The 24,396-nt window shown below is 72.5% G+C and carries 24 protein-coding genes; 16 read left to right on the forward strand and 8 right to left on the reverse strand.

The genetic code is table 11. The annotated features are described in order from the left end of the window. Positions 1-130: 130 nt before the first annotated feature. Both HEP81_RS23510 and HEP81_RS23515 read left to right on the forward strand, forming a co-directional pair. Positions 131-973 (forward strand): MurR/RpiR family transcriptional regulator, encoded by an 843-nt coding sequence (locus HEP81_RS23510; protein ID WP_190276028.1) that lies wholly within the window; start codon positions 131-133, stop codon positions 971-973. 147 nt (positions 974-1,120) lie between these two features. Beyond that, a complete protein-coding gene (locus HEP81_RS23515; RefSeq protein WP_037653551.1) occupies positions 1,121-1,675 on the forward strand; it encodes a hypothetical protein in 555 nt (184 codons plus the stop codon). Between the two features lie 15 nt (positions 1,676-1,690). On the opposite strand, the gene HEP81_RS23520 is transcribed toward HEP81_RS23515, so the two are convergent. The 5 genes from HEP81_RS23520 to HEP81_RS23540 all read right to left on the reverse strand — a co-directional run bounded on the left by HEP81_RS23520 (position 1,691) and on the right by HEP81_RS23540 (position 5,412). Continuing rightward, the gene (locus HEP81_RS23520) at positions 1,691-2,065 is read right to left on the reverse strand and encodes a roadblock/LC7 domain-containing protein (protein ID WP_037653549.1); all 375 of its coding nucleotides are present in this window, start codon (positions 2,063-2,065) and stop codon (positions 1,691-1,693) included. 11 nt (positions 2,066-2,076) lie between these two features. Further along, the gene (locus HEP81_RS23525) at positions 2,077-2,565 is read right to left on the reverse strand and encodes a roadblock/LC7 domain-containing protein (protein WP_037653548.1); all 489 of its coding nucleotides are present in this window, start codon (positions 2,563-2,565) and stop codon (positions 2,077-2,079) included. Positions 2,566-2,596: 31 nt separating this feature from the next. Further along, positions 2,597-3,478, reverse strand: coding sequence for a transcriptional regulator (locus HEP81_RS23530; RefSeq protein WP_182787937.1), 882 nt, complete (start codon positions 3,476-3,478; stop codon positions 2,597-2,599). After that, the gene (locus HEP81_RS23535) at positions 3,475-3,858 is read right to left on the reverse strand and encodes a hypothetical protein (RefSeq protein ID WP_037660931.1); all 384 of its coding nucleotides are present in this window, start codon (positions 3,856-3,858) and stop codon (positions 3,475-3,477) included. Before HEP81_RS23535 ends, HEP81_RS23530 begins: the two co-directional genes overlap by 4 nt. Positions 3,859-4,038: 180 nt before the next feature. Then, the gene (locus tag HEP81_RS23540; RefSeq protein WP_037660930.1) at positions 4,039-5,412 is read right to left on the reverse strand and encodes a type III PLP-dependent enzyme domain-containing protein; all 1,374 of its coding nucleotides are present in this window, start codon (positions 5,410-5,412) and stop codon (positions 4,039-4,041) included. Between the two features lie 138 nt (positions 5,413-5,550). On the opposite strand from HEP81_RS23540, the gene hutU reads away from it, so the two are divergent. The 4 genes from hutU to hutI all read left to right on the forward strand — a co-directional run bounded on the left by hutU (position 5,551) and on the right by hutI (position 11,079). Next, entirely contained in the window at positions 5,551-7,215 is a 1,665-nt protein-coding gene (gene hutU / locus HEP81_RS23545) for a urocanate hydratase (RefSeq protein ID WP_037660924.1), read from the forward strand. A gap of 107 nt (positions 7,216-7,322) precedes the next feature. After that, the gene (locus HEP81_RS23550; RefSeq protein WP_037660922.1) at positions 7,323-8,522 is read left to right on the forward strand and encodes an allantoate amidohydrolase; all 1,200 of its coding nucleotides are present in this window, start codon (positions 7,323-7,325) and stop codon (positions 8,520-8,522) included. Beyond that, positions 8,519-9,853, forward strand: coding sequence for a formimidoylglutamate deiminase (locus HEP81_RS23555; protein WP_037660920.1), 1,335 nt, complete (start codon positions 8,519-8,521; stop codon positions 9,851-9,853). The genes HEP81_RS23550 and HEP81_RS23555 overlap by 4 nt, the downstream gene beginning before the upstream one ends. 50 nt (positions 9,854-9,903) lie before the next feature. Continuing rightward, the gene (gene hutI, locus HEP81_RS23560) at positions 9,904-11,079 is read left to right on the forward strand and encodes an imidazolonepropionase (protein WP_037660919.1); all 1,176 of its coding nucleotides are present in this window, start codon (positions 9,904-9,906) and stop codon (positions 11,077-11,079) included. Between the two features lie 97 nt (positions 11,080-11,176). Here hutI and HEP81_RS23565 read toward each other — a convergent pair whose 3' ends face one another. Next, positions 11,177-12,073, reverse strand: a complete 897-nt coding sequence (locus tag HEP81_RS23565) for an RNA polymerase sigma factor SigF (RefSeq protein ID WP_037660917.1) — start codon at positions 12,071-12,073, stop codon at positions 11,177-11,179. 247 nt (positions 12,074-12,320) lie between these two features. Between HEP81_RS23565 and HEP81_RS23570 the strand changes: the two genes are divergently transcribed. From HEP81_RS23570 to HEP81_RS23595, 6 genes are all read left to right on the forward strand, one after another. Continuing rightward, positions 12,321-12,707, forward strand: coding sequence for an STAS domain-containing protein (locus HEP81_RS23570; RefSeq protein ID WP_037660945.1), 387 nt, complete (start codon positions 12,321-12,323; stop codon positions 12,705-12,707). A gap of 359 nt (positions 12,708-13,066) precedes the next feature. Then, positions 13,067-13,660 carry an ATP-binding protein gene (locus tag HEP81_RS23575; RefSeq protein WP_037660914.1) on the forward strand — a complete coding sequence of 198 codons (594 nt, stop codon included), beginning with the start codon at positions 13,067-13,069 and terminating at the stop codon, positions 13,658-13,660. A 245-nt stretch (positions 13,661-13,905) separates the two neighbouring features. Continuing rightward, positions 13,906-14,625, forward strand: a complete 720-nt coding sequence (locus tag HEP81_RS23580; RefSeq protein WP_037660912.1) for an LPXTG cell wall anchor domain-containing protein — start codon at positions 13,906-13,908, stop codon at positions 14,623-14,625. A gap of 61 nt (positions 14,626-14,686) precedes the next feature. After that, complete coding sequence (locus tag HEP81_RS23585) at positions 14,687-15,529, forward strand: hypothetical protein (RefSeq protein ID WP_037660911.1); 843 nt, start codon at positions 14,687-14,689, stop codon at positions 15,527-15,529. After that, entirely contained in the window at positions 15,526-16,581 is a 1,056-nt protein-coding gene (locus HEP81_RS23590) for a hypothetical protein (protein WP_037660908.1), read from the forward strand. The genes HEP81_RS23585 and HEP81_RS23590 overlap by 4 nt, the downstream gene beginning before the upstream one ends. Positions 16,582-16,583: 2 nt before the next feature. Next, positions 16,584-17,843, forward strand: coding sequence for a hypothetical protein (locus tag HEP81_RS23595; protein ID WP_051850488.1), 1,260 nt, complete (start codon positions 16,584-16,586; stop codon positions 17,841-17,843). 119 nt (positions 17,844-17,962) lie between these two features. Here the strand turns inward: HEP81_RS23595 and HEP81_RS23600 are convergent, their stop codons facing one another. Further along, positions 17,963-19,468 (reverse strand): peptide MFS transporter, encoded by a 1,506-nt coding sequence (locus tag HEP81_RS23600; RefSeq protein WP_037660907.1) that lies wholly within the window; start codon positions 19,466-19,468, stop codon positions 17,963-17,965. A 499-nt stretch (positions 19,469-19,967) separates the two neighbouring features. Between HEP81_RS23600 and HEP81_RS23605 the strand changes: the two genes are divergently transcribed. Both HEP81_RS23605 and HEP81_RS23610 read left to right on the forward strand, forming a co-directional pair. Beyond that, entirely contained in the window at positions 19,968-20,645 is a 678-nt protein-coding gene (locus HEP81_RS23605; RefSeq protein ID WP_020940464.1) for a response regulator transcription factor, read from the forward strand. A gap of 41 nt (positions 20,646-20,686) precedes the next feature. After that, a complete protein-coding gene (locus HEP81_RS23610; RefSeq protein WP_037660906.1) occupies positions 20,687-21,958 on the forward strand; it encodes an ATP-binding protein in 1,272 nt (423 codons plus the stop codon). A 55-nt stretch (positions 21,959-22,013) separates the two neighbouring features. Here HEP81_RS23610 and HEP81_RS23615 read toward each other — a convergent pair whose 3' ends face one another. Then, positions 22,014-22,520 (reverse strand): GtrA family protein, encoded by a 507-nt coding sequence (locus HEP81_RS23615; protein WP_037660905.1) that lies wholly within the window; start codon positions 22,518-22,520, stop codon positions 22,014-22,016. 218 nt (positions 22,521-22,738) lie between these two features. On the opposite strand from HEP81_RS23615, the gene HEP81_RS23620 reads away from it, so the two are divergent. Both HEP81_RS23620 and purE read left to right on the forward strand, forming a co-directional pair. Beyond that, positions 22,739-23,878: a 5-(carboxyamino)imidazole ribonucleotide synthase gene (locus HEP81_RS23620; protein ID WP_037660899.1), complete on the forward strand. Its 1,140-nt coding sequence runs from the start codon at positions 22,739-22,741 to the stop codon at positions 23,876-23,878. Next, positions 23,875-24,396, forward strand: coding sequence for a 5-(carboxyamino)imidazole ribonucleotide mutase (gene purE / locus HEP81_RS23625; RefSeq protein ID WP_078967599.1), 522 nt, complete (start codon positions 23,875-23,877; stop codon positions 24,394-24,396). The genes HEP81_RS23620 and purE overlap by 4 nt, the downstream gene beginning before the upstream one ends.

The raw sequence follows: 24,396 nt of genomic DNA on the forward strand, positions 1-24,396 counted from the left end.
GCGCGGCGGACCGGGTCCACGCTGTATAACGGTATACAGCGAAACCTTGTCTGAATATCGGTCCGTGTTCGGTGCGGCCCCGGCGCTGTACTCTCCCGGGGCGGTGAGGACAAGCGAGGGGGAGTACGTGATGAGCGTGACCGACAGCCCGGCCAACCGGTTGCAGGCGCTCTTCGAGGGCCACCGGCTCACGCCGACCCAGCGCCGCATCGCGCACAGCATGGTGCGGCGCGCCGCCGACGTGCCCTTCCTGTCCAGCGTGGAGCTGGCCGAACTGGCCGGGGTCAGCCAGCCGTCGGTGACCCGGTTCGCGGTCGCCCTCGGCTTCGACGGCTACCCCGCGCTGCGCCGGCACCTGCGCGAGGTGGTGCCCGCCGAACCGGCCCCCGAGAACGGTGTGCACAACGAGTACCAGCTCGCCGTCGAGGCCGAGATCGAGAACCTGCGCCACCTCGCCGAGCTGCTCGCCGACCCGCGCCCGGTGCAGCAGGCCGGGCGGATCCTCGCCGCCTCCCGCCCGCTGCCGGTGCTCGGTCTGCGCGCCGCCGCCTCCCAGGCGTACGGCTTCGCGTACTTCGCCGCCAAGGTCCACCCGGACGTCCGGCTGCTCGACGAGGGCGGCACGATGATCCAGGACCGCATCGACGCGGCCGTCCGCGCGGGCGCCAGCGCCCTGCTCTGCTTCGCGCTGCCCCGCCATCCGCGCGAGGTGGTCGACACCCTCGCCCACGCCCAGGACGTCGGCCTGACCGTCGTCACCGTCGCCGACTCCGCGTTCGCGCCCGTCGCCAAGCACTCCGACCTGCTGCTGCCCGCCAGCGTCGGTACCGGCCTCGCCTTCGACACCGCGTGCGCGCCGATGCTGCTGGGCCGGGTGCTGCTGGAGGCGGTCTGCGACGATCTGCCGGACGCGCAGGCCCGCCTGGAGGAGTTCGACGCGAAGGCCGCCGCCCGGGGGCTCTTCGTGGAGTGAGTCCCGGTGCTCTCAGGTCTGTCTCACGTTCGCCCGCTAATGTCCGCGCCGGACAGAGGCAGTGCGGGACTCGTGACACGGGAGGGTGACGTGGCGCGCGGAGAGCGTGGCGAGGGCAGAGAGCGCGGCGGCCGGGGACTGGCCCGGGTGGCCGTCGTCGTACGGGCGGGAGCCGCCCCGCTGTGGTGGTTCGGGGTGGTCGCCGCGGGCGTCGGCGCCGCGCCCGAGGGCTGGACGGGACGCCGGATCGGGGTGTTCGCCGGGGCCGCGCTGTTCGTCGTCGCCGCCGCGGTGGTGGCGCTGACCCGGCGGCGCCGCTACGACGCCCTCGCCCGGGGCGCGAGCCGAGCGGGCAAGTACGACGTGCTCCAGGACCGCGCGGTGACCGTGCGCAACTGGCGCCGCGGACACCGCTGGTGGCTGGCGCTGGCCTGGGCGCTCGCGCTCGGGTCCGCCTTCGCGGTGCCGGTGGCCGGCGGGCTGCTGCTGGCCGGGTGCGGCACCGGGCTGCGGCTGAAGGCCGGCTGGCTCGGGCGGCGCGAACGGGCCCTGGACAGCCTGCTCTGGGTGCGGGTCGACTGGCTCGACGGACGCGGCGGCCGCCCGGCGGGCAAGGCGGTCAAGGGCCTGCGCGGTACGGGCATCGCGGCCGGCGACGCGGCCCCGGGCGGGACCCGCCGCCGTACCGCGGCCCTCGTCTGATCCGAAAGGGAGGTCCTAGACCTCCAGGCTCTCCTCGATCCGCTTCAGCTGGTGGCGGGCCATCGCCAGGTTGGCGCGGGTCGAGTCCAGGACCAGGTAGAGGAACAGGCCGTTGCCGCCGCGCCCCTGGAGCAGGCGGATCAGGTGGTACTGGTCGGAGAGCGTGATGAGGATGTCCTCGATCTCGCTCTTGAGCCCCAGCATCTCCATCGTGCGCATCTTGGCGCGGATCACATCGGTGTTGCCGGCGGCGGCCACGTTCAGGTCGAAGGTCTTGCCGCCGCCCATCGTGCCCAGCGCCATCCCGCTGGTGTAGTCGACGAGCGCGACGCCGGTGGCGCCCTCGATCGAGGTCAGCGCCTCTTTGAGGGCGGTCTCGGTGTTGGCCATGTCGGGTCCTCTCAACTGTCGGTTGTGGTGCGTGCGGTGGTCGTGCGCGGGGTCCGCGTGGCGCGGGCGCGCGGCGGCGCGGTGGCCTGGCGTGCGGGCGCGTTCCGGGCGGCCGCGGCCTCGGCGGCGTCCAGGACCTCGCCGATCCGGGCGCCGGAGCGGCGGCCCTCCAGATGCAGCCGGCCGACGTTGACCCGGTCCTGCGCGAGCAGGGTCAGTACGGCGCTGCGGCCGGCGGCGTAGGTGGCGACGTAGCCGCGCTCGCCGCGCACCAGCAGTTCCCGCAGGCCGCCGTTGCCGGTGGCGTCGGCGACCCGGACGGAGACGCCGAGCGCGGCCGCGGTGAGCGCCGCGAGCCCGTCGGGGTCGACGCCGGGCGTGTCATGGGCGACGACGAGTCCGTCGACGCCGGCCGCGAGCGCGCCGGTGAGCTGCGGCACCCGGGTGCGCAGCCGGTGCAGCTCCTCCAGGACGGTCCGCAGGTCGTCCTCGGACACCATCAGCTCTCTCCTCTCGGCGGGGCGTGGCCGTTCAAAGGGCCTCCAGCGCATCCCTGAGCCTCTTCAGCAGCGCGATGTCGGGGTCGGTGACCGGGGGCAGCGGCGGGGGAAGGTTCCGGGCCTGCTCCGGTGCGGTCGGGGGCGGCGCCGGGGGGACGGGCACGACCGGCGCCAGGGGTCTGAGGTGCCCGGCCGCCGCCAGCCTGCGCACGTCGACCAGCGTGTGGAACGCCTGCCTGCCCAGCTCCCGGGCGATGTCGGCGGCCGTACGGGTGCCGTCCACGCGGTCCAGGACGGCGCGCTGGCGGGGGGCGAGGGGGGTGCGGCGGGCGGGCCGTGCCGGTGCGGCGGGTGCGGGCCCGGTGTCCCGGAGGAGGGGGTCCGCGCGGATCAGGGGCGCGGTGTCCGCGGCCGGGTCGGGCCACAGGCGGTGCAGTTGCAGCCGGCGGCGCAGGGTCTCGCGTTCCAGCGCGACCACCGGGACCGAGGGCAGCGTGCCGGTGCGGGGCGCGCCGTCGTAGTGGAACCGGCCCGGGGTGCTGCTCGGCGCCAGGGCGAAGTACCCGGCGTCGTACAGCGCGTCCAGATGGCATAGTTCCAGCGCGCCGGCGGGTAACAGGCCGGACTCCAGCAGGAGTTCGGCCGCCCGTAACGGGCCCTCGGCCGCGGCGGCGGCCCGCTGCCAGGCGGCGGTCGCCAGGGTGCCGTGGGCCGTGAGGAGCACGTCGAGACCCGGGGCGAGGGGGCTCTCGGCGTGCACCACCCGGCCCTGCGCGAGGTGCAGGGTGCCGTGCTCGCGGACCAGGACGCCGGTGGCCCGTTCCTCGGCCAGCCGGTTCAGCATCGGGGACAGCGCGCGGGCGGCGGCCTTGTCCCGTACCGGCAGTGGCGGCGGCGTACGGACCATGGTCATCCCAGCACCAGGCGGGCGGCCATCTCGCCGAGCCGGATCCGGGCGAGCGCGAGATTGCCCTCCTCGCGCCCCAGCCACAGATGCAGGAACACGCTGCTGTCGAAGGAGGTGTCGATGAAGCGCAGCAGGTGGTAGCTGTCCGCGTTGCTGACGATCACGTCCTCCACCGGTGGCCGGTCCGCCCCCTGGGCCGTGAACGTGCCGTGCTCCGCGGCCAGTCGGGCCAGCTCGGCGGCCTCGGCCGCGGCTGTCTCATGGTCGCCGCCGGGCGCCTCCCCGACCGTGCCGAGCGCGAGGCCGCTCGTCCAGTCCACCAGCGCGGCACCCCGGGCACCGGGCAATCGCATCGCTTCCAGCAGGCACTCGTCGATTCCGGGCACCGCGTGGCTCCCCTCCCGCCTGGGACTCCGGATGAGTGACCCCGACACTACGCAACGTGTGGGGGAGGGGTGAGCCGTTTGGCATTTTCCAGTGGAACATGCGTCCGACGTACTAGAGTTGGGCAACTGACGTGTGTGTCACCGGAGTTGATTCATTTGTTCGAGTGAAGCGGGGGCGCGTCAACGGCTCCCGGGCGCACACAGGGTGGTGAGCGCCGAAGCGTGCGCGCCCCCGGACTCCGCCACCACCTCCGCGATCGTCTGCGGCTCCCGTACGGTGGCGAAGGCCACGCCTCCCGCGCCGTCCGGCGCGAAGCCGTAGATCCCGGGCCGGGCCAGGGAGTTGTAGGCGTAGTGGTGCGCGAAGTAGTACGCGCCCGTGTCCAGCGCCGCCGCGTAGTCCCCCTGCTCCAGCGGGGGCAGCGCGCGCCCCTCGGCCAGCAGGTCGCCCGAGAAGCAGGCCGGGCCCGCCACGTCCTGCACCACCTCGGGCCCCGGCTTCGGCCGCCCCTTCGCGTCGTACGCGGCGATCCGCAGCGGCCACGCCCCCGGCGCGTACACCGTCCGCGTCGCCACCTGCACGCCCGCGTGCGTCACCGCGATCCGCCGCCCGCCCGAGCGCTTGGCGTACTCCACCCGCGCCACCACCGTGCCGTGCTTGGCCAGCAGTGACCGCCCGAACTCGGTCACCAGTCCGTACCGCCCCGCGCACAGCCCCGGCACCTGCTCGGCCAGCAACCGCGCGTAGCGCGCGTACGTCGGCGCCGTCGCCTCGCCCGCGAAGTTCACCGGCAGGCCGCCGCCGATGTCGAGCGTGTCGATCTGCCGCCGCCCGACCCGCGCGTTGATCTCCTCCGCCAGCGCGTACGTCTCCGCCACGCCCCGAGCCAGCAGCTCCAGCGGAATGCCCTGCGAGCCGGTGTGCGCATGCAGCCGGGTCAGCCACGGCCGCTCCGCGTACGCCCCGACGACCCACTCGCGCGCCCCCTCGTCGCGCAGCGCCACCCCGAACTTCGAGGTCTCGGTCGCCGTCGAGGTCGCCCCGATGCTGCCGCCGCCGATCTGCGGATTGACCCGGATGCCCAGCGGGGAGCGGGTCGGCGCGGACCGGACCAGGGCGTCCAGGCGGTCCAGCTCCTGCGGATTGTCGGCGTTCACGGCGACGCCCAGCGTCAGCGCCTCGCGCAGCTCCGCCGGGGTCTTGGCGGGCGAGTCCAGCACGGTGTGCGCCGCCGGTACGCCGGCCGCGCGCGCCAGCGCCAGCTCGCCCGGGCTCGCCACCTCGGCGCCGATGCCCTCCTCGTGCAGCAGCCGCAGCACCGGCACCAGGGGGGACGCCTTCACCGCGAACGCGTGCAGTACCGGGGTGCCGGGCGCGAGGACCGCCTCGAACGCAGTCCGCAGCGCCGCCGCCGACTCCCGGATGCCGCTCGCGTCGAGCAGCCCGACCACCGCCGCGTCCGGGCCGAGCAGGCCCTGTTCCACGGCCGCGCGCACCGCCTCGTCCCGGCGCCAGGACCGCTCCCGTGCCTCGGCCTCGACCTCGTGGTCCACCGCGATTCCCTCCTGTCGGACGTCAGCTGCTTCCAGCCAAACACCCAGGACGCGCGGACGGGGCCGCCCCGATGTATTGACTAGTTCTATTCATGCAGCCAGGATGTGAATAGACGCAGCAACAGCAGGAGGCAGACGATGTCGGGACCCCGCCCCGTACGAGCACCGCGCGGCACGGAACTCAGCGCCCTGGGCTGGCAGCAGGAGGCCGCCCTGCGCATGCTCCAGAACAACCTCGACCCCGAGGTGGCCGAGCACCCCGACAAGCTCGTCGTCTACGGCGGCACCGGCAAGGCCGCCCGTGACTGGCGCTCCTTCGACGCGATGGTGCGCACCCTGCGCACCCTCAAGCAGGACGAGACCATGCTGGTCCAGTCCGGCCGCCCGGTCGGCGTGATGCAGACGCACGAGTGGGCGCCGCGCGTCCTGATCGCCAACTCCAACCTGGTCGGCGACTGGGCCAACTGGGAGGAGTTCCGCCGCCTGGAGGCCCTCGGCCTGACCATGTACGGCCAGATGACCGCCGGGTCCTGGATCTACATCGGCACCCAGGGCATCCTCCAGGGCACCTACGAGACCTTCGCCGCCGTCGCCGCGAAGAAGTTCAACGGCACCCTCGCCGGGACCATCACCCTCACCGCGGGCCTCGGCGGCATGGGCGGCGCCCAGCCGCTCGCCGTCACCATGAACGACGGCGTCGCCATCTGCATCGACTGCGACCCGCGCGCCATCGACCGCCGCATCGAGCACCGCTACCTGGACGTAAAGGCCGACAACCTCGACCACGCGCTCCAGCTCGCGACCGAGGCCCGCGACGCCCGTCGCCCGCTGTCCATCGGCGTCCTCGGCAACGCGGCCGAGCTGGTGCCGCAGCTGCTCGCGATGAACGCCCCCATCGACATCGTCACCGACCAGACCTCCGCCCACGACCCGCTGGCCTACCTGCCGGTCGGCGTCGCCTTCGAGGACATGGCCGACGCCGCCGCGAAGGACCCGGCCGGGTTCACCACACGGGCGCGCGAGTCCATGGCCACGCATGTCGAGGCCATGGTCGGCTTCATGGACGCCGGCGCCGAGGTCTTCGACTACGGCAACTCCATCCGCGGCGAGGCCCAGCTCGCCGGGTACGACCGCGCGTTCGCCTTCCCCGGCTTCGTGCCCGCCTACATCCGGCCGCTGTTCTGCGAGGGCAAGGGCCCCTTCCGCTGGGCCGCGCTCTCCGGCGACCCGGCGGACATCGCCAAGACCGACAGGGCGCTCCTCGAACTCTTCCCCGAGAACGAGTCCCTCGCGCGCTGGATCAAGATGGCCGGCGAGCGGGTGCACTTCCAGGGCCTGCCCGCGCGGATCTGCTGGCTCGGCTACGGCGAGCGGGACAAGGCCGGCGAGCGCTTCAACGACATGGTGGCCTCCGGTGAGCTGGCCGCGCCGCTCGCCATCGGCCGCGACCACCTCGACTGCGGCTCCGTCGCCTCGCCGTACCGCGAGACCGAGGCCATGCTCGACGGCTCCGACGCGATCGCCGACTGGCCGCTGCTGAACGCCATGGTCAACGTGGCCTCCGGCGCGTCCTGGGTCTCCATCCACCACGGCGGTGGCGTGGGCATGGGCCGCTCCATCCACGCCGGACAGGTCACCGTCGCCGACGGCACCAAGATCGGCGGCGAGAAGATCCGCCGGGTGCTCACCAACGACCCGGGCATGGGCGTCATCCGGCACGTGGACGCGGGCTACGACATCGCGGAGTCCGTCGCCGCGGAGCGAGGCGTCCGGGTGCCGATGCGTGAGGGTGACGAGGCGTGACACTGGGTTCTGGCGAGGACGGCAGCCCTTCGGCGGGGGTGCGGGGTTCGTCGCCGACTGCGGGTCCGGCCGCCCACACGGCCCGGAGCGGCGCCTCCTTCCATGAGATGTGGCGGGAGCTGCTGCCCGTCGGCCGGGACGCCGACTCCGGTGGATACCGGCGCTACGCCTGGACCGGGCCCGACGCCGAGTGCCGGGCCTGGTTCAAGGACCAGGCCCAGGGCCGCGGGCTCGCCTACGAGGTCGACCGCAACGGCAACCAGTGGGCCTGGCTCGGCGACCCCGCCGCCGGGGACGCCGTGGTCACCGGTTCGCACCTGGACTCGGTGCCGGACGGAGGGGCCTTCGACGGGCCCCTCGGGGTGGTGTCCTCCTTCGCCGCGCTCGACGAACTGCTGCGCAGGGGGGGCCGGTTCACCAAGCCCCTCGCCATCGTCAACTTCGGCGACGAGGAGGGCGCCCGGTTCGGCCTCGCCTGTGTCGGGTCCCGGCTGACCTCGGGCGCGCTGACCGTCGCGGACGCGCACCGGCTCACCGACGGGGACGGCGTCAGCCTGCCCCGCGCCATGGCGGCCGCCGGATACGACCCGGAGGCCATCGGGCCCGACCCCGAGCGGCTGGCCAGGATCGGCGCCTTCGTCGAGCTGCACGTCGAACAGGGCCGCGCGCTGGACCTGTCCGGCGACCGGGTGGGCATCGCCAGCGCCATCTGGCCGCACGGCCGCTGGCGGTTCGACTTCCGGGGCGAGGCCAACCACGCCGGCACCACCCGGCTGGCCGACCGCCACGACCCGATGCTGTCCTACGCCGAGACCGTGCTCGCCGCCCGCCGCGAGGCCGAACTCGCCGGTGCCGTCGCCACCTTCGGGAAGATCGCGGTGGACCCCAACGGCGTCAACGCGATCCCCTCGCGGGTGCGCGGCTGGCTCGACTCCCGCGCCGCCGACCAGGAGACCCTGGACACGGTGGTCGGCGGCATCGAGAAGGCGGCCCGGGAGTACGCGGACGCGCACGGCGTGGACCTGGACGTCGTACGGGAGTCCTTCACGCCCGTCGTGGAGTTCGACCACGCGCTGCGCGACGAACTCGGCCGCATCCTGGGCCGGGACACCGGACTCACGGTGCCCGTCCTCGGCACCGGCGCCGGACACGACGCCGGGATCCTCTCGGGGAGCATCCCCACTGCCATGCTGTTCGTGCGCAACCCCACCGGTGTCTCGCACTCCCCGGCCGAGTCCGCAGCCGAGGACGACTGCCTGGCCGGGGTGGACGCGCTCGCCGACGTACTGGAAGGGCTGGCCTGTTGACCAGGGCGACGTACTGGCTGGAGCACGCCTGGCTCGGCGACCGTGTCGAGCCGGGGGTGCTGGTCGAGACCGACGGCGGGCGGATCGGTGCCGTGCGCACCGAGGTGCCCGCCCCGCCGCCCGGCGCCGAGGCGCTGCGCGGACTGACCCTGCCCGGACTGGCGAACGCCCACAGCCACGCCTTCCACCGGGCACTGCGCGGCACCGTCCAGGTCGGCTCCGGGACCTTCTGGACCTGGCGCGAGGTGATGTACTCCGTCGCCGACCGGCTGACCCCGGACACCTACCACGCGCTCGCCCGCGCGGTGTACGCCGAGATGGCGCTGGCCGGCATCACCTGCGTCGGCGAGTTCCACTATGTGCACCACGCCCACGGCGGCACCCCCTACGCCGACCCCAACGCCATGGGCGAGGCGCTGATCGCGGCCGCCGCGGAGGCCGGCATCCGGATCACCCTCCTGGACACCTGCTATCTCGCGGCCGGTTTCGACCAGGCGCCCAACACCCACCAGCTCCGCTTCTCCGACGGCAGCGCGGAGGCCTGGGCCGAACGCTGTGCAGTTCTCAAGGAACGGGATAACGCACGGATCGGGGCGGCGATCCACTCCGTACGGGCCGTGCCCGCCGGCCAGTTGGCGACCGTGGCCCGCTTCGCCGAGGAGCGGCGGGCCCCGCTGCACGTCCACCTCTCGGAGCAGACCGCCGAGAACGACGCCTGCCTCGCCGCGCACGGCCGCACCCCCACCCGGCTGCTCGCCGACCACGGCGTCCTCGGACCACGCACCACCGGAGTGCACAGCACCCACCTGACCGACGAGGACATCGCCCTGCTCGGCGGCTCGCGCACCGGCACCTGTATGTGCCCGACCACCGAACGGGACCTCGCCGACGGCATCGGCCCCGCCGTCGCCCTCCAGCGGGCGGGCTCCCCGCTCTCCCTCGGCTCCGACAGCCACGCCGTCATCGACCTGCTCGAAGAGGCGCGGGCCATGGAGCTGAACGAGCGGCTGCGCACCCGCACCCGGGGCCACTGGACGGCCGCCGCCCTGCTGCGGGCCGCCACCGCCGACGGGCACGCCGCCCTCGGCTGGGACGAGGCCGGCCGCATCGAGCCGGGCGCGCTCGCCGACCTGACGACGATCGCCCTGGACTCGGTCAGGACCGCGGGCCCCGAGCCCCGGCTGGGCGCCGAGACGGCCGTATTCGCGGCGGGCGCGGCCGATGTACGGCATACGGTCGTGGGTGGCCGGCAGGTCGTACGCGACGGCGCGCACACGCTCGTACCGGATGTGCCCCGCGCGCTGGCCGCGGCCGTCGAAGCCCTGCGCTGACCGCGCCGGTCCCCGCGCCGACCCCCATCGCCCCCCACGAGGACGACACCATGAGCAGCAGCACCGCCATCACCAACATCGCCGCACTGGTCACCAACGATCCCTCCCTCGGCGACGGCTCCCCGCTCGGTCTGATCCAGGACGCGGCCGTCGTCATCGAGGGCGACCGCGTCACGTGGACCGGTGAATCAAGCAAAGCACCCGCCACCGACAATCGGGTCGACGCGGGCGGCCGTGCGGTGCTGCCGGGGTTCGTGGACTCCCACTCCCACCTGGTCTTCGCGGGCGACCGCACCCAGGAGTTCAACGCCCGGATGTCCGGCCGCCCCTACTCGGCGGGCGGCATCCGCACCACCGTCGCCGCCACCCGCGCCGCGAGCGACGCGGAACTGACCGCCAATCTGACCCACTACCTGGCCGAGGCCCTGCGCCAGGGCACCACCACCTTCGAGACCAAGTCGGGCTACGGCCTGACCGTCGAGGACGAGGCCCGCGCGCTGCGCATCGCGGCCGAGCACACCGACGAGGTGACGTACCTCGGCGCGCACATCGTCTCCCCGGACTACGCCGACGACCCGGCGGCCTATGTCGCCCTGGTCACCGGCGAGATGCTGGACGCCTGCGCGCCGCACGCCCGCTGGATCGACGTGTTCTGCGAGAAGGGCGCCTTCGACGGCGACCAGGCCCGCGCGATCCTCACCGCGGGCAAGGCGAAGGGCCTGCACCCGCGCATCCACGCCAACCAGCTCTCCTACGGCCCCGGCGTCCAGCTGGCCGTGGAGCTGGACGCGGCCAGCGCCGACCACTGCACCCACCTCACGGACGCGGACGTCGACGCCCTGGCGAGCGGCGACACGGTGGCCACGCTGCTGCCCGGCGCCGAGTTCTCCACCCGCGCCGAGTGGCCCGACGCCCGCCGGCTGCTGGACGCGGGGGTCACCGTCGCCCTGTCCACGGACTGCAACCCGGGCTCGTCGTTCACCTCCTCCATGCCCTTCTGCATCGCCCTGGCCGTCCGCGACATGGGCATGACCCCCGACGAGGCGGTCTGGTCCGCCACGGCGGGCGGCGCCGCGGCCCTGCGCCGCACCGACATCGGCCGCCTCGCCCCCGGCGCCCGCGCCGATCTGACCCTCCTCGACGCCCACAGCCACGTCCACCTCGCCTACCGCCCGGGCGTGCCCCTGGTCAGCGGGGTGTGGCGGAGCGGCGTACAGGTGGTGTGAGCCCCGGACGCACGACGACACGCCGAAGCGGCCCGGACGGGGAGTCCGGGCCGCTTCGGCGTATCCGATTCCGGAGAGAGGACGAGTGCCCCGGAAGTCACTCCTCCACGGTCAGACCCTTGCGCAGCCGTACCAGCGTGCGGGACAGGAGGCGGGACACGTGCATCTGGGAGATGCCCAGTTCCTCGCCGATCTCCGACTGGGTCATGTTGGCCACGAACCGCAGCGAGAGGATCTTCCGGTCGCGCTGGGGCAGCCCGGCGATCAGGGGCTTGAGCGACTCGATGTACTCGATGCCCTCGATCCCGTGGTCCTCGTACCCGATGCGGTCCGCGAGCGCGCCCTCGGTCTCGTCCTCCTCGGGCTGGGCGTCCAGCGACGAGGCGGTGTACGCGTTCGAGGCGGCCATGCCCTCGACGACCTCGTCGTTCGAGATGCCCAGGCGCTCGGCCAGCTCCGCCACGGTCGGCGCGCGGTCCAGCTGCTGGGCCAGCTCGTCCCCGGCCTTCGCCAGGTCCAGACGCAGCTCCTGGAGCCGGCGCGGTACGCGCACGGACCACGAGGTGTCACGGAAGAAGCGCTTGATCTCGCCGATGATGGTCGGCATCGCGAAAGTGGGGAACTCGACACCGCGTGAGAGCTCGAAGCGGTCGATCGCCTTGATCAGGCCGATGGTGCCGACCTGGATGATGTCCTCCATCGGCTCACTGCGGGAGCGGAAGCGGGAGGCGGCGAACTTGACGAGCGCGAGGTTCAGCTCGACGAGGGTGTTGCGGACGTACGCGTATTCGTGCGTCCCTTCCTCCAGCGCTTCCAGGCGCCCGAAGAGGGTCTTGGACAGGGCCCGTGCGTCGACGGGGCCGACCTCGTCGTACGGGGGGATCTCCGGGAGTCCCTCGAAGGGGTCATGGAGATCGATGGGATGATCCAGTTGTACCGGTGGGGGTGTCGACGTCGCGGTCGGGGCAGGCGAGGCGTCGAGCCGGGGTGACATGGGTGTCCTCCATCGTTCTCGGCATACGGCTGCCGAAGCCATCAGGTGCACTACGGAGTGCGGCGCCTCCAAAGCCGGCGTGTAGAAGTACGTGTCTTTACTAGCCCTATCGGCTTTGCCTGAGCGATCGCAAGTGCGTTCTGTTGGAGTATGTCCGATTATGCGAGGTTGTTCGGGTGCCAGACTGCGCCAGGAAGGCGTAATGTTCGAGGGCATCAGCAAGCCACGACCTCGGGAGAGAGACGGCATGGACCACGGGATGGTCGGCAGCGCACAGTCGGGCCGGCTTCTGGTGGAGGTGCGTGAAGAGGGCGCCAGCGCGGTTGTCACACCGGCGGGTGAGCTTGACCACCACACCGCCGATCTACTGCGCGAGCCCCTCGACGACCTCCTTGGCAAGGGATTCTCGCGGCTCGTGGTGGACTGCTCACGCCTGGAGTTCTGCGACTCCACGGGGCTGAACGTCCTTCTCGGGGCCCGCTTGAAGGCGGAGGCCGCCGGTGGCGGTGTCCATCTGGCGGGAATGCAGCCCGTAGTCGCTCGCGTGTTCGAGATCACCGGGGCCGAGGCGGTCTTCACCGTCCATGACTCCGTTGCGGACGCCCTGGCCGGGGAGGGTGACGGCGCCGACTGAGCCCGCGATCGTGTGCGGCCGGGTGCGGTACCCCTGTGTCCCACGGAAGACGGGGGTGTTCCGGCGCCCGGGTCGGGCAGGAGAGATGCTGACGGCCATCCACCACCAAGGCGGCGTCGCCGCGCTCCAGGTGTGACGTATCCGTGGGTGTGCGACCGGCTCGAACGGGCAGGAGCCTGCCCGGACGGGACGACCGTGAACAGGAGTGCGAGACGTCACGCGATGGGTGGACGGGGGCTGATGTGCGGATGACGGGACGTACGGCGGGGCTGCGGCGCCGACGACGGACGGACCGACCGGTGCCGGAAAGTACCGGACTTTTCCATCGTGAACTGGTGATTCGGTGAGGTGAAGCGCTGATGAGCACCACCCGGCCCTACCCGCCGGGCGACCGCGGCCACGAGCCCAGCGGCGCTTCCGGGGTGTCCGCGTCCTCGGAGGAGGACGCGCCGGCCGGCGCTGCCCTGGCATCCGCGACGGGCGCGGCCGCCTCGTCCGCGCCACCGTCCGGGACGGACGCGGGCGCAGCGGAGACGCCGCGGGGCCGGCAGGTCCGCAGACTCGGCCTCGAAGGGGCCAGCGGTGTCGTCCCGCTCGCCCGCGACTTCACCCGGCAGGCGCTGTACGACTGGGGCTGGCTGCCCGCCGAGGGCGCGGACCAGCGGGCCGCCGCGGAGGACGTGCTGCTCGTCGTCTCCGAGCTGGTCACCAACGCCTGTCTGCACGCCGAGGGCCCCGACGAGCTCGCCCTCGCCTGTGACAACAAGGTGATCCGCCTGGAGGTCACCGACCGCGGCACCGGCCAGCCGGCCCCCCGCACCCCCCATCGCGCGGGCCGCCCCGGCGGCCACGGCATGTTCATCGTCCAGCGCCTGTGCCTGGACTGGGGCGTGGTGCGCGCCGAGGGCCGCCCCGGCAAGACGGTGTGGGCGGAACTGGGCGCTCCGGCCTGACGACGCCGTTCGGCACGCCGGGCGACGGTCTGCCCGGCGAGCGACGACATACCGGGCGGCCCCGACTCCGGGGCCGCCCGCGCGCCCGCGCACAACCCCGGCCGTCCGGCCGCACCGCGTCACCCCCGCCCCCACACAACCCCCGCCGGTACGTGTCTTCCTTCCTCGGGGTCCCAGGCGTACCTTGACGGCTTACCTGATGCACCGTCAGGTATTCGCCGGGAACGAATTGGGGTGGACCGATCGTGTCGTACCCGAAACGAACCGCCGCGTTCGCGTCCGCCGCGGCGCTGGCCGGAGCGGCCGTGGTGCTGACCGCGCCGGTCGCCCAGGCCGACGTGGTCGACGTCAACTACAGGTGTGAGACGCCGATCGGCGTCAAGAGCGCCGTCTCGCCGATCGACATCAAGGGCGTCCGCAGCGGCGCCGGCTACAAGGTCACGATGTCCTGGCAGAAGGGCGTCTCCTCCAGCCCCGTCGAGCTGGGCAAGGGCGCGATGAGCCCGAGCGCCACCATCAAGCTGGGCGGCGCGGACAGCGGCACGATCCCGGTCAGCGGGCCGCCCAACACCGCCGCGATCCCCGCCAACACCCCCATCAAGATCAGCGACTTGAGCGGCACCTACACGCCCGAGAAGTCCGGCAAGGTCACCCTCACCGCGGGCACGCTCACCATCAAGGCGCTCGGTACGACGACGACCTGCACCCCCACCAACAACCCGGGCCCCTCCCTGACACTCGACGTGACCGCGCCCGGCGGCGGTTCGACCGGCGGCTCTTCCGGCTCCTCCGGTACTACCGGCTCCACCTCGGGCTCCACCGGCTCCGCGCCCGGCGGCACCCTCCCGCAGACCGGCCCCGACGACTCCGCCATCGCCCTCGGCACGCTCGGCGGCACCGTCCTCCTCACCGGCGCGGCGGGCGCCCTCTGGCTGACCCGGCGCGGCACCGCCGTACGCCGCTGAACTCCGCCGCCATAAGCCGCCGTACGCCGTCGAAACCCGGTCACCAGCGCTGGAGCCGCCCATGCCGTCCGCCGTACGCGCCCTCGGACCGCCCCTGCTGATGATGCTGACGCTGCTGGGCACCGCGTCACCCGCCGCGGCACGCCCGGCCGGCTGGTCCCTCGCGCCCGCCGGCGGTTCCCGGCCGTCCTTCTACGCCGAGGGCGCCCCCGGCACCGCCCTCCAGGACACCGTCGCCGTGGCCAACCCGGCCCGCACCCCGGTGACGGTACGGCTGCGCGGCACCGGCCTGCCGGTCGTCCTCGCCAGGGCCACGCTCACCGTCCCGGCCCGCACCCGCGCCGAGGTGCCCTTCACCGTGACCGCGCCGCCCGGCTCCGCGCCCGGCGACCGCTCCGGCGCGATCGAGGCGCGCGACGGCACGGGCCGTACGGCGAGCGTCCCGGTACGGCTGCGGATCGCCGGGCCCCGGCTCGCCGCGCTGACCGTCGAACACCTCGCCGTCCACCCCGACGGCATCACGTACCAGCTGGTCAACCGGGGTACGACCGTGCTCGTACCGACCCTCGCGGTGCGCGCCGACGGCACCTTCGGGCGGGTCCTGGACCGGGCTCCGCGCCCGCTGCCCGTCCGGCTGGCCCCGGGCACCCGCCGCACCCTCGGCGAACCGTGGCACGGCCGCCCGTTCCTGGACCGCGTCGACGTACGGCTGACGGTGACGGCGGACGGGGCGCACGCCACGGCGGCCATGTCGGCCACCTTCGTGCCCTGGGGCACGCTCGGCGTCCTCGCCGGGCTCGCGGCGACGGCGGCGGTCACGTTCCTCGTCCGGCGACGTGCCCGTCGTACCAGAGAGAGCGAAACCCCGTCCCGCGAGCCCGAGTTGACGGGAGCGGTGGCGTGAGGCGGATCGGGGTCCTGGCGGTCGCCGTACTGCTCCTGCTGCCGCTCGCCGGGGTCGCGGCGGCGGACGGTCCTGCCGTACGGCTGTCCGCGGTGCAGGCCGGCACCGGCGGCTCGGTCACCGTGCACGGCTCCGGCTGGCGTCCGCGCACCCTGCTGATGCTGCTGGTCTGCGGCCGGGCGACCCCGTCCCGGGGCGTCATCGGCGGCACCAACTCCTGCGCCAACGCCGACGGTCGCGCCGTCACCACCGACGCCCGGGGCGCCTTCGCCAAGAAGCTGCCGGTCGCCGAGCCGCCGGTGCCCTGCCCCTGTGTGGTGCACGTGGCCACGGTCACCGGCACCCCGGCGCAGGCGGACGCCGTCCTCGATGTCGCCGGGCACCCCGTCGCCCCACTGCCCGCCGAGCCCTCCGGGGGGCGCCTGGCGATCCTCTCCGACACCCGGCTGACCGGCTCCGGCTCCCCGCTGACCTGGTTCGGCGCCCCGCCGAGCCGCACCCTGGTCTTCACCGCGGGCAACCTGGGCACCACGCCCGTCAAGGACCCGGTCTTCCAAGTCGGCACGGCACACGGCGTGTTCGCCCCCCAGTGGGACGACCGGCAGTGGCACGGCACCCTCGCGCCGGGCGGGAAGGCGCAGATCGAGCTGCCGGTGGAACTGTCCGCCGGGGCGCACGGCGACTACACCGTCTCCCTGAGGTACGGCGGCAAATCGCTCGCCGAACAGCCCTGGGACGTGGGCCGGCCCTGGGGCGTGACCCTCTTCTGGATCCTGCTCTGCCTGGTCGTACCGGCAGCGTTGTTCCGCGCCGGGATGGCGGTGGTGGACCGGGTACGCCCCCGCCGCCCGGCCGCCCCCCGCCCCTCCCACCTCCGCCGCACGCGCCCCGCCCCACGCGCCCGGACCCGGCCCGCGAAGCCTCCGCCCGCCGATTCTCCCGCCGCCCTCCCGTGGTTCGCCCCCGGCGAGGCACCCGGCGGCCCGCGCTCCGCACCGGGCGACGACAGCCCGACGAGTCGTACGACCCCCACCAGGAAGGGACCCACGTGAGCATGCGAAGGAGAGGTACGGCGGTGGGCGCCGCGCTGGTGCTGAGCGGTGCGGGTGCCCTGCTGGGCCTGGCCGCGACGCCCGTGCAGGCGGCGACCGTGGCGTACGCCACGCACTGTGTGCCGCCCGCCGGCATCAGCCCCGTCGACGGCACCACGAAGGTCGAGATCACCGCGCCCGCGACGGCGAAGGTGGGCGACACGGTGGACATCGGGTGGAAGTTCGTCCAGGCCGCGTCCAAGAACCCGGACATCATCGACCTGCCCGCGAACTCGGTGCAGCCCTCGGGCGTGCTGAAGGCGGCCGGCGCCCAGAGCGCCGACATCGCGATGCAGGGGCCGCGGCAGAACCCCGCGATCCCCAAGGGCGCCCAGATGGTGCTGTCCGGCATGAAGGGCAGCGTGAAGCTGACGGCGCCGGGGGAGGTGACGCTGACGCCGGACGCGTACACGGTGAACGCGATGTCGACGGACACGAAGTGCACGCCCAAGGAGCCGGTCCAGCAGTCGGCGACGATCAAGGTCACGGCGGCGGGCGGCACATCGACGCCCACCCCGACGCCCACGCCTACCCACACCGCCACCCCGACCCCCACGCCGTCCACCTCGGGCGGCACCGGGCAGGCCGACTTCACCGGCAAGGAGGTGCAGATCCCCTACGCGTGCAAGACCCCGATCGGCGACAAGAACGCCACCTCACCGGTGCAGATCGACGCGAGGAAGAACGGCGGGGACTACGCCCTCACGGTGCGGTTCAAGAAGTCGGTGATGGACAGTCCCGCCGACATCCCCGCGGGCTCCGTGAAGCCGTCCATGGCGGTGGTCGTCGGTGGCGCGGACAAGGGCACGGTCCAGGTGGCGGGCCCCGCCAACGCGGCCCCCATCAAGTCCGGCGACCCCATCGCGATCCCGGACCTCACCGGCACCTACAAACCCGGCGCGACCGGCTCCTCGACCCTCTCCCCTGGCGTCCTGACGGTCAACGCCCTGGGCACGACGACCACCTGCACCCCGACCAGGACGCAGGTCTCCCTCACTCTGGACACCACCGGCCAGGCGGGCGGCACTTCGGGCGGCACTTCGGGAGGAACGGCCACCTCCGGCGGCTCGACGGGCGGCACGAGCGCCTCCACCTCCGGCGGCCTGGCCGACACGGGCGCGAGCGACCACGGCACCCTGAAGGCCCTGGGCCTGGTCGCGGGTACGGCGATCCTGCTGGGCGGCGCGGTGTTCACCTTCATGCCACGATCCCGCCGGCGCTAGCCGACCTGTCTTCGTCCGGGGGCGCGGGGATTCGCGCGAACAACCACGACGCGCAAAAAGGACGAGGGCCGTCCCACCCACCCGGGGTGCGACGGCCCTCGTCGGCCAGGTCCCAGCGACTAGCGCACGTCGCCCATCAGCTTGTTCACCTTGCCGCGGTACATCCACACCGCCGCACCGGCGATCACCGCGAGGACGGCCTCCAGCATCACGAAGCCCATCTTGTCGAGGTTGACCCCGCCGACGGCCGGGTTCGACAGCAGCGCCGTGATGGAGTCGCCCGCGGTGACCGCGAGGAACCACACGCCCATCATCTGCGAGGCGTACTTCTTCGGCGCCATCTTCGTCGTCACCGACAGACCCACCGGCGACAGCGTCAGCTCACCGACGGTCTGAAGGAAGTAGATGCCGACCAGCCACATCGCCGCGGCCTTGTGACCGTCCTGCGCGATGGACAGCGGGGCGAGGAACACGAAGAAGGAAGCGCCGACCAGCACCAGGCCGGAGGAGAACTTCACGATCGTGCTCGGCTCCTTGCCGCTCCGGTTCAGCCACAGCCACAGCCAGGCGAAGACCGGCGCGAGGGCCATGATCATGACCGGGTTGACCGACTGGTACCAGGAGACCGGGAAGTTCCAGCCGAAGATCGTGTTCTTGGCGTTGGCGTCCGCGAACAGCGACAGGGTCGAACCACCCTGGTCGTAGATCATCCAGAAGACCGCGGCGGCCACGAAGAACCAGACGTACGCGCGGACCTTCGAGCGCTCCTCGCCGTCGAGGTCCTTGTCGCGCAGGATCCGGCCGATGACCAGGATCGGCACGATGAGACCGATGACGGTGAGCGGGATCAGCGCCCAGTTGAGGGTGAAGTGACCGGTGAAGCCGACGATGCCGTAGAAGACCGCGGCGATGACCAGCCAGATCAGGCCCTTGCGCAGGGTGGTGGCCTTCTCCTGGGCCGTCATCGGCGTCGGGACGACCTTGCTCTGCTCGCTCAGGTGGCGGCCGCCCAGCAGGTACTGGGCCAGACCCAGCGCCATGCCGAGCGCGGCCAGCGCGAAGCCGAAGTGCCAGTTGACGTTCTCACCGATGGTGCCGATGACCAGCGGAGCGACGAACGCGCCCAGGTTGATGCCGATGTAGAAGAGCGTGAAGCCACCGTCGCGGCGCCCGTCCTTCGGGCCGTCGTACAGATGGCCGACCATCGTGGAGATGTTGGCCTTCAGCAGACCGGAGCCGATCGCGACCAGCACCAGGCCGACGAAGAAGCTCGCGGCGGCCGGCAGAGCCAGGCACAGATGGCCCAGCATGATGATCAGACCCGCGACCGCGACCGTCTTACGGGGGCCGAGGAGCCGGTCGGCGACCCAGCCGCCGGGCAGCGCGAGCAGGTACACGAGCGACAGGTAGACGGAGTAGATCGCCGTCGCCGTGCCCGCGGACAGGTGCAGGCCGCTCGGGGCCACCAGGTACAGGGGGAGCAGGGCCCGCATGCCGTAGTAGGAGAACCGCTCCCACATCTCGGTCATGAACAGAGTGGCCAGGCCGCGGGGGTGGCCGAAGAAGGTCTTCTCGGTGCCGGGGGTGCCCGGGTGGACCGAGTCCTTCGTCAGGCTGGACGCCATGGTCGTTCCTTGCTGGTCGGGACGCGCGGTGGAGCGTTGCGCGCCCGGTGGGGGTAGCGGCCGGCACCGGCGGGGTCGGTCGTCCGCCCCCCAACGCCCCGGGGGAGTCCGCTCCGGATCACGAAGCGGTGGACGGCGACCACCGGGATCCACGCTCCGTGACGCGACAATGCGTCCGGAGCCCGGCCAGAGGTCATTCCTTTCAAGGCCGGTCGGACCCGACCGGCCCGCACACAAGAAGGACCTTCAGCGTCAATGTCCGCCAAAGGTCCCCGGGTGTACTACAGGCGTTCACGTCACTGTACGTCAGGACACCGCCCGGTATGGAAGGACTTGAGACGCGGATCACAGGTGTCGAGGGAACCGCGCGACGGATTTCGAAGGCCCCTTCTACGATCGCATCCCACAGGTGATGGTTCGTACCAGTGGACACCCCGGGTAAGAATCCCGGGAACCGATCACACCCCAGCACCACATGCGGGCGGTCTACCATCACCTCATGACCCGTGTACTGCTCGCCGAGGACGACGCGTCCATCTCGGAGCCGCTGGCCCGCGCCCTGCGCCGGGAAGGTTACGAGGTCGAGGTGCGCGAGGACGGACCCACCGCGCTCGACGCCGGAATGCAGGGGGGCGTCGATCTGGTCGTACTCGACCTGGGCCTGCCCGGCATGGACGGCCTGGAGGTCGCCCGCCGGCTGCGCGCCGACGGCCACACCGTGCCGATCCTCATCCTGACCGCGCGGGCCGACGAGGTGGACACCGTCGTCGGCCTGGACGCGGGCGCCGACGACTACGTCACCAAGCCCTTCCGCCTCGCCGAACTGCTCGCCCGCGTACGGGCCCTGCTGCGCCGCGGCGCCGCCGAGCCGCAGCAGCCCCCGGCCACGCACGGCGTGCGCATCGACGTGGAGTCGCACCGCGCGTGGATGGGCGACGAGGAACTCCAGCTCACCGCCAAGGAGTTCGACCTGCTGCGGGTGCTGGTGCGCGACGCCGGCCGCGTGGTGACGCGCGACCAGCTGATGCGCGAGGTCTGGGACACCACCTGGTGGTCCTCCACCAAGACCCTCGACATGCACATCTCCTGGCTGCGCAAGAAGCTCGGTGACGACGCGGCCAACCCCCGCTACATCGCCACGGTCCGGGGTGTGGGCTTCCGCTTCGAGAAGAGCTGAGCCCCGCACCGGGGGCCGGCGGTCACCTCAGGTAACGGAACATGCGTCGACGTCTCATTCAATCCACCCTCGCCGTCGTCCTCGTGGTGATCGCCGTCTTCGGCGTCTCCCTGGTGATCGTCGAGACCCGGACCATCACCAACAGTGCCCAGGAGCGGGTGGAGTCCGAGGCGGTGCGGCTGGCCAGCATCGTGGACAGCCGCATCCTGGCCGCGGAGAACGTCAACGCCGACGCGCTGCGCAATCCGGTCAGCAAAGAGCAGTACGCGGTGATCGAGATGCCCGGCCGGACGCCGATCGAGATCGGCACCCGGCCCGTCGGCGATGTCATCCGCGCCACCCAGCACGGCGAGGAGGGCGAGACCGTCACCGTGCAGGAGCCGCGCTCCGCGGTGACCCGCGAGGTCGGCCGCACCCTGTTGATCATCGGCCTGGTCGCGCTGCTCGCGGTGGTCGCGGCCGTGCTGCTCGCGGTGCGCCAGGCCAACCGGCTCGCCTCCCCGCTGACCGACCTCGCCTCCACCGCCGAACGCCTCGGCTCGGGCGACCCGCGCCCGCGGCACAAGCGGTACGGCGTCCCCGAGCTGGACCGGGTCGCCGATGTGCTGGACTCCTCCGCCGAGAAGATCGCGCGGATGCTGACCGCCGAGCGACGCCTCGCCGCCGACGCCTCCCACCAGCTGCGCACCCCGCTCACCGCGCTGTCCATGCGGCTGGAGGAGATCACCCTCACGGACGATCCGGACATCGTGAAGGAGGAGGCGAACGTCGCGCTGACGCAGGTCGAGCGGCTCACCGACGTGGTCGAACGGCTGCTGACGAACTCCCGCGACCCGCGCACCGGCTCCGCCGTCACCTTCGACCTGGACGAGGTCATCCAGCAGCAGCTCGCCGAGTGGCGGCCCGCCTACCGCAGCATGGGCCGGGCCATCGTCAGCTCCGGCAAACGGCACCTCCAGGCGGTGGGCACCCCGGGCGCGGTCGCCCAGGTGCTGGCCGCGCTGATCGAGAACTCGCTGATGCACGGCGGCGGCACCGTCGCCCTGCGCACCCGGGTCACCGGCAACCAGGCTGTGGTCGAGGTCACGGACGAGGGGCCCGGGGTGCCGGCCGATCTCGGGGCGCGGATCTTCGAGCGGACCATCAGCGGCCGCAACTCCACGGGCATCGGCCTGGCCGTCGCCCGGGACCTCGCCGAGGCCGACGGCGGCCGGCTGGAACTGCTCCAGGCCCAGCCCCCGGTCTTCGGCCTGTTCCTCTCGCGCACGCCCCCGGCCCGCAAGACGGACGAGGAACTGCCGACCGTCCGCTGAGCGGCACGGCCGGCAGTTCCTCTCGTTGGTTACGGTCCGCTGAGCCGGGCAGCGGTCAGGGCACCCGCTGCGTCCTCGGCTCGGGCTCGCTAGGGGAGCGGCGCGACTCCGCCGCCAGGATCGACTCGGCCTCCTGCGCGGGCAGCGCGCGGAACACCCAGGTGCGGTACGACCAGAACCGGAACAGGGTCGCGATGCCGATGCCGAGGAACTTGAAGACGTTGCTCTCCAGCGGGCTGTCCCAGCCCAGGCCGTAGGTGGCCAGGAAGAGCACGCCGTTCTCGATCACCAGGCCGATCGCGCTGAAGAACAGGAACAGCGTGAGTTCCTTGGTGCGGCCGCTGCGGTCGCGGTCCCGGTACGTCCAGTAGCGGAAGCCGACGTAGTTGAAGACGATGGCGACCACGGTCGCGATGATGCTGGCGCGCACCACCGGCAGGGTGGAGACGTGCCGGACCAGGTTGAACACGCCCAGATTCACCAGGACGCCGGCGCCGCCTACGGCACCGAACTTGGCCATCTCGCCCACGAGCCGTTGCAGCCCCGAGGAACGCTGTTCCATGGCGTTGCAGCTCCCGTCGGTAGGTTTTGGTCAACCCGGCCATGCTATCGGCGCCCGGGGCCCGATGCCTGAGGACCAGGCCAGTACGGGGAAACAGGTCGGAAAGAGGCCGGAAAGCGGCGGGTAAGAGCCGGGAACCGGTGGGGGAACACCCGCCCGAGGGGTCAGCCCGGAGGGAGGCGATCCGGCCGGTGCGCGGTGGCCGATACGCTGTAGGTGTGACGTTCCCGGTAGTCGGCATGGTCGGCGGCGGTCAGCTCGCGCGTATGACGCACGAGGCAGGCATCCCGCTGGGCATCAGGTTCAAGCTCCTCAGTGACACCCCTCAGGATTCCGCGGCGCAGGTCGTGAGCGATGTCGTCATCGGCGACTACCGCGATCTGGACACGCTGCGTGAGTTCGCGCGCGGTTGTGACGTGATCACCTTTGATCACGAGCACGTGCCCACCGAGCACCTCAGGGCCCTGGAAGCGGACGGCATCCCCGTCCGCCCGGGCCCCGACGCGCTCGTGCACGCCCAGGACAAGGGCGTGATGCGGGCACGGCTCGACGCGATCGGCATCCCGTGCCCCCGGCACCGGATCGTCGCGGATCCGGAGGATGTCGTCCGGTTCGCGGGCGAGGGCGACGGTTTCCCCGTCGTCCTGAAGACCGTCCGCGGCGGCTACGACGGCAAGGGCGTGTGGGTCGTCGACTCCGCCGAGGAGGCCGCCGAGCCGTTCAGGGCGGGCGTGCCGGTCCTCGCGGAGGAGAAGGTCGACTACGTCCGCGAGCTCGCCGCCAACGTCGTACGCTCCCCCCACGGCCAGGCCGTCGCCTACCCGGTGGTGGAGTCCCGCCAGGTGGGCGGCGTGTGCGACACGGTCATCGCCCCGGCCCCCGACCTGGCCGAGGACCTCGCGCTGCACGCCGAGCAGCTGGCCCTCACCATCGCCAAGGAGCTGGACGTCGTCGGGCACCTCGCCGTCGAGCTGTTCCAGACCCGCGACGGCCGCGTCCTCGTCAACGAGCTGGCGATGCGCCCGCACAACTCCGGGCACTGGACCCAGGACGGCGCGATCACCTCGCAGTTCGCCAACCACATCCGCGCGGTCCTCGACCTGCCCCTCGGCGACCCGCGCCCGCGCGCCAAGTGGACCGTGATGGTCAATGTGCTGGGCGGCGACTACCCGGACATGTACTCCGCGTACTTGCACTGCATGGCCCGCGACCCCAAGCTCAAGATCCACATGTACGGCAAGGACGTGAAGCCCGGCCGCAAGGTGGGACACGTCAACACCTACGGCGACGACCTGGACGACGTGCTGGAGCGCGCCCGTCACGCAGCCGGCTATCTGAGAGGCACCATCACCGAATGAGCCCCGTTGTTGGCATCGTCATGGGGTCGGACTCCGACTGGCCCGTCATGGAAGCCGCCGCCAAGGCCCTGGACGAGTTCGAGATCGCCTACGAGGTCGACGTCGTCTCCGCGCACCGGATGCCCCGAGAGATGATCACGTACGGCGAGCAGGCCGCCGACCGCGGGCTCAAGGTGATCATCGCCGGGGCGGGCGGCGCCGCCCACCTGCCGGGCATGCTCGCCTCCGTCACCCCGCTGCCGGTCATCGGCGTGCCGGTGCCGCTGAAGTACCTCGACGGCATGGACTCCCTGCTGTCGATCGTGCAGATGCCGGCCGGCGTACCCGTGGCCACGGTCTCCGTCGCCGGTGCCCGCAATGCCGGGCTGCTCGCGGCCCGCATCCTCGCCACGCACGACGAGGACCTGCTGCACCGCATGCGCGACTTCCAGCACGACCTGAACGAGCAGGCCACCGAGAAGGGGAAGCGGCTGCGCTCCAAGGTCGAGGGCGCCGGCGGCTTCGGCTTCGGGAAGTGA

This window comes from Streptomyces griseofuscus, from assembly GCF_014673495.1.
Lineage (GTDB): Bacteria > Actinomycetota > Actinomycetes > Streptomycetales > Streptomycetaceae > Streptomyces > Streptomyces murinus.

Coding starts and splice junctions, on each gene's coding strand:
- hutI (WP_037660919.1), top strand. CDS start 9,904: ATGAGCAGCAGCACCGCCATCACCAACATCGCCGCACTGGTCACCAAC.
- HEP81_RS23565 (WP_037660917.1), bottom strand. CDS start 12,073: ATGTCACCCCGGCTCGACGCCTCGCCTGCCCCGACCGCGACGTCGACA.
- HEP81_RS23550 (WP_037660922.1), top strand. CDS start 7,323: ATGTGGCGGGAGCTGCTGCCCGTCGGCCGGGACGCCGACTCCGGTGGA.
- hutU (WP_037660924.1), top strand. CDS start 5,551: ATGTCGGGACCCCGCCCCGTACGAGCACCGCGCGGCACGGAACTCAGC.
- HEP81_RS23595 (WP_051850488.1), top strand. CDS start 16,584: ATGCGAAGGAGAGGTACGGCGGTGGGCGCCGCGCTGGTGCTGAGCGGT.
- HEP81_RS23605 (WP_020940464.1), top strand. CDS start 19,968: ATGACCCGTGTACTGCTCGCCGAGGACGACGCGTCCATCTCGGAGCCG.
- HEP81_RS23610 (WP_037660906.1), top strand. CDS start 20,687: ATGCGTCGACGTCTCATTCAATCCACCCTCGCCGTCGTCCTCGTGGTG.
- HEP81_RS23615 (WP_037660905.1), bottom strand. CDS start 22,520: ATGGAACAGCGTTCCTCGGGGCTGCAACGGCTCGTGGGCGAGATGGCC.
- HEP81_RS23520 (WP_037653549.1), bottom strand. CDS start 2,065: ATGGCCAACACCGAGACCGCCCTCAAAGAGGCGCTGACCTCGATCGAG.
- HEP81_RS23585 (WP_037660911.1), top strand. CDS start 14,687: ATGCCGTCCGCCGTACGCGCCCTCGGACCGCCCCTGCTGATGATGCTG.
- HEP81_RS23600 (WP_037660907.1), bottom strand. CDS start 19,468: ATGGCGTCCAGCCTGACGAAGGACTCGGTCCACCCGGGCACCCCCGGC.
- HEP81_RS23530 (WP_182787937.1), bottom strand. CDS start 3,478: ATGACCATGGTCCGTACGCCGCCGCCACTGCCGGTACGGGACAAGGCC.
- HEP81_RS23525 (WP_037653548.1), bottom strand. CDS start 2,565: ATGGTGTCCGAGGACGACCTGCGGACCGTCCTGGAGGAGCTGCACCGG.
- HEP81_RS23575 (WP_037660914.1), top strand. CDS start 13,067: ATGAGCACCACCCGGCCCTACCCGCCGGGCGACCGCGGCCACGAGCCC.
- HEP81_RS23570 (WP_037660945.1), top strand. CDS start 12,321: ATGGACCACGGGATGGTCGGCAGCGCACAGTCGGGCCGGCTTCTGGTG.
- purE (WP_078967599.1), top strand. CDS start 23,875: ATGAGCCCCGTTGTTGGCATCGTCATGGGGTCGGACTCCGACTGGCCC.
- HEP81_RS23510 (WP_190276028.1), top strand. CDS start 131: ATGAGCGTGACCGACAGCCCGGCCAACCGGTTGCAGGCGCTCTTCGAG.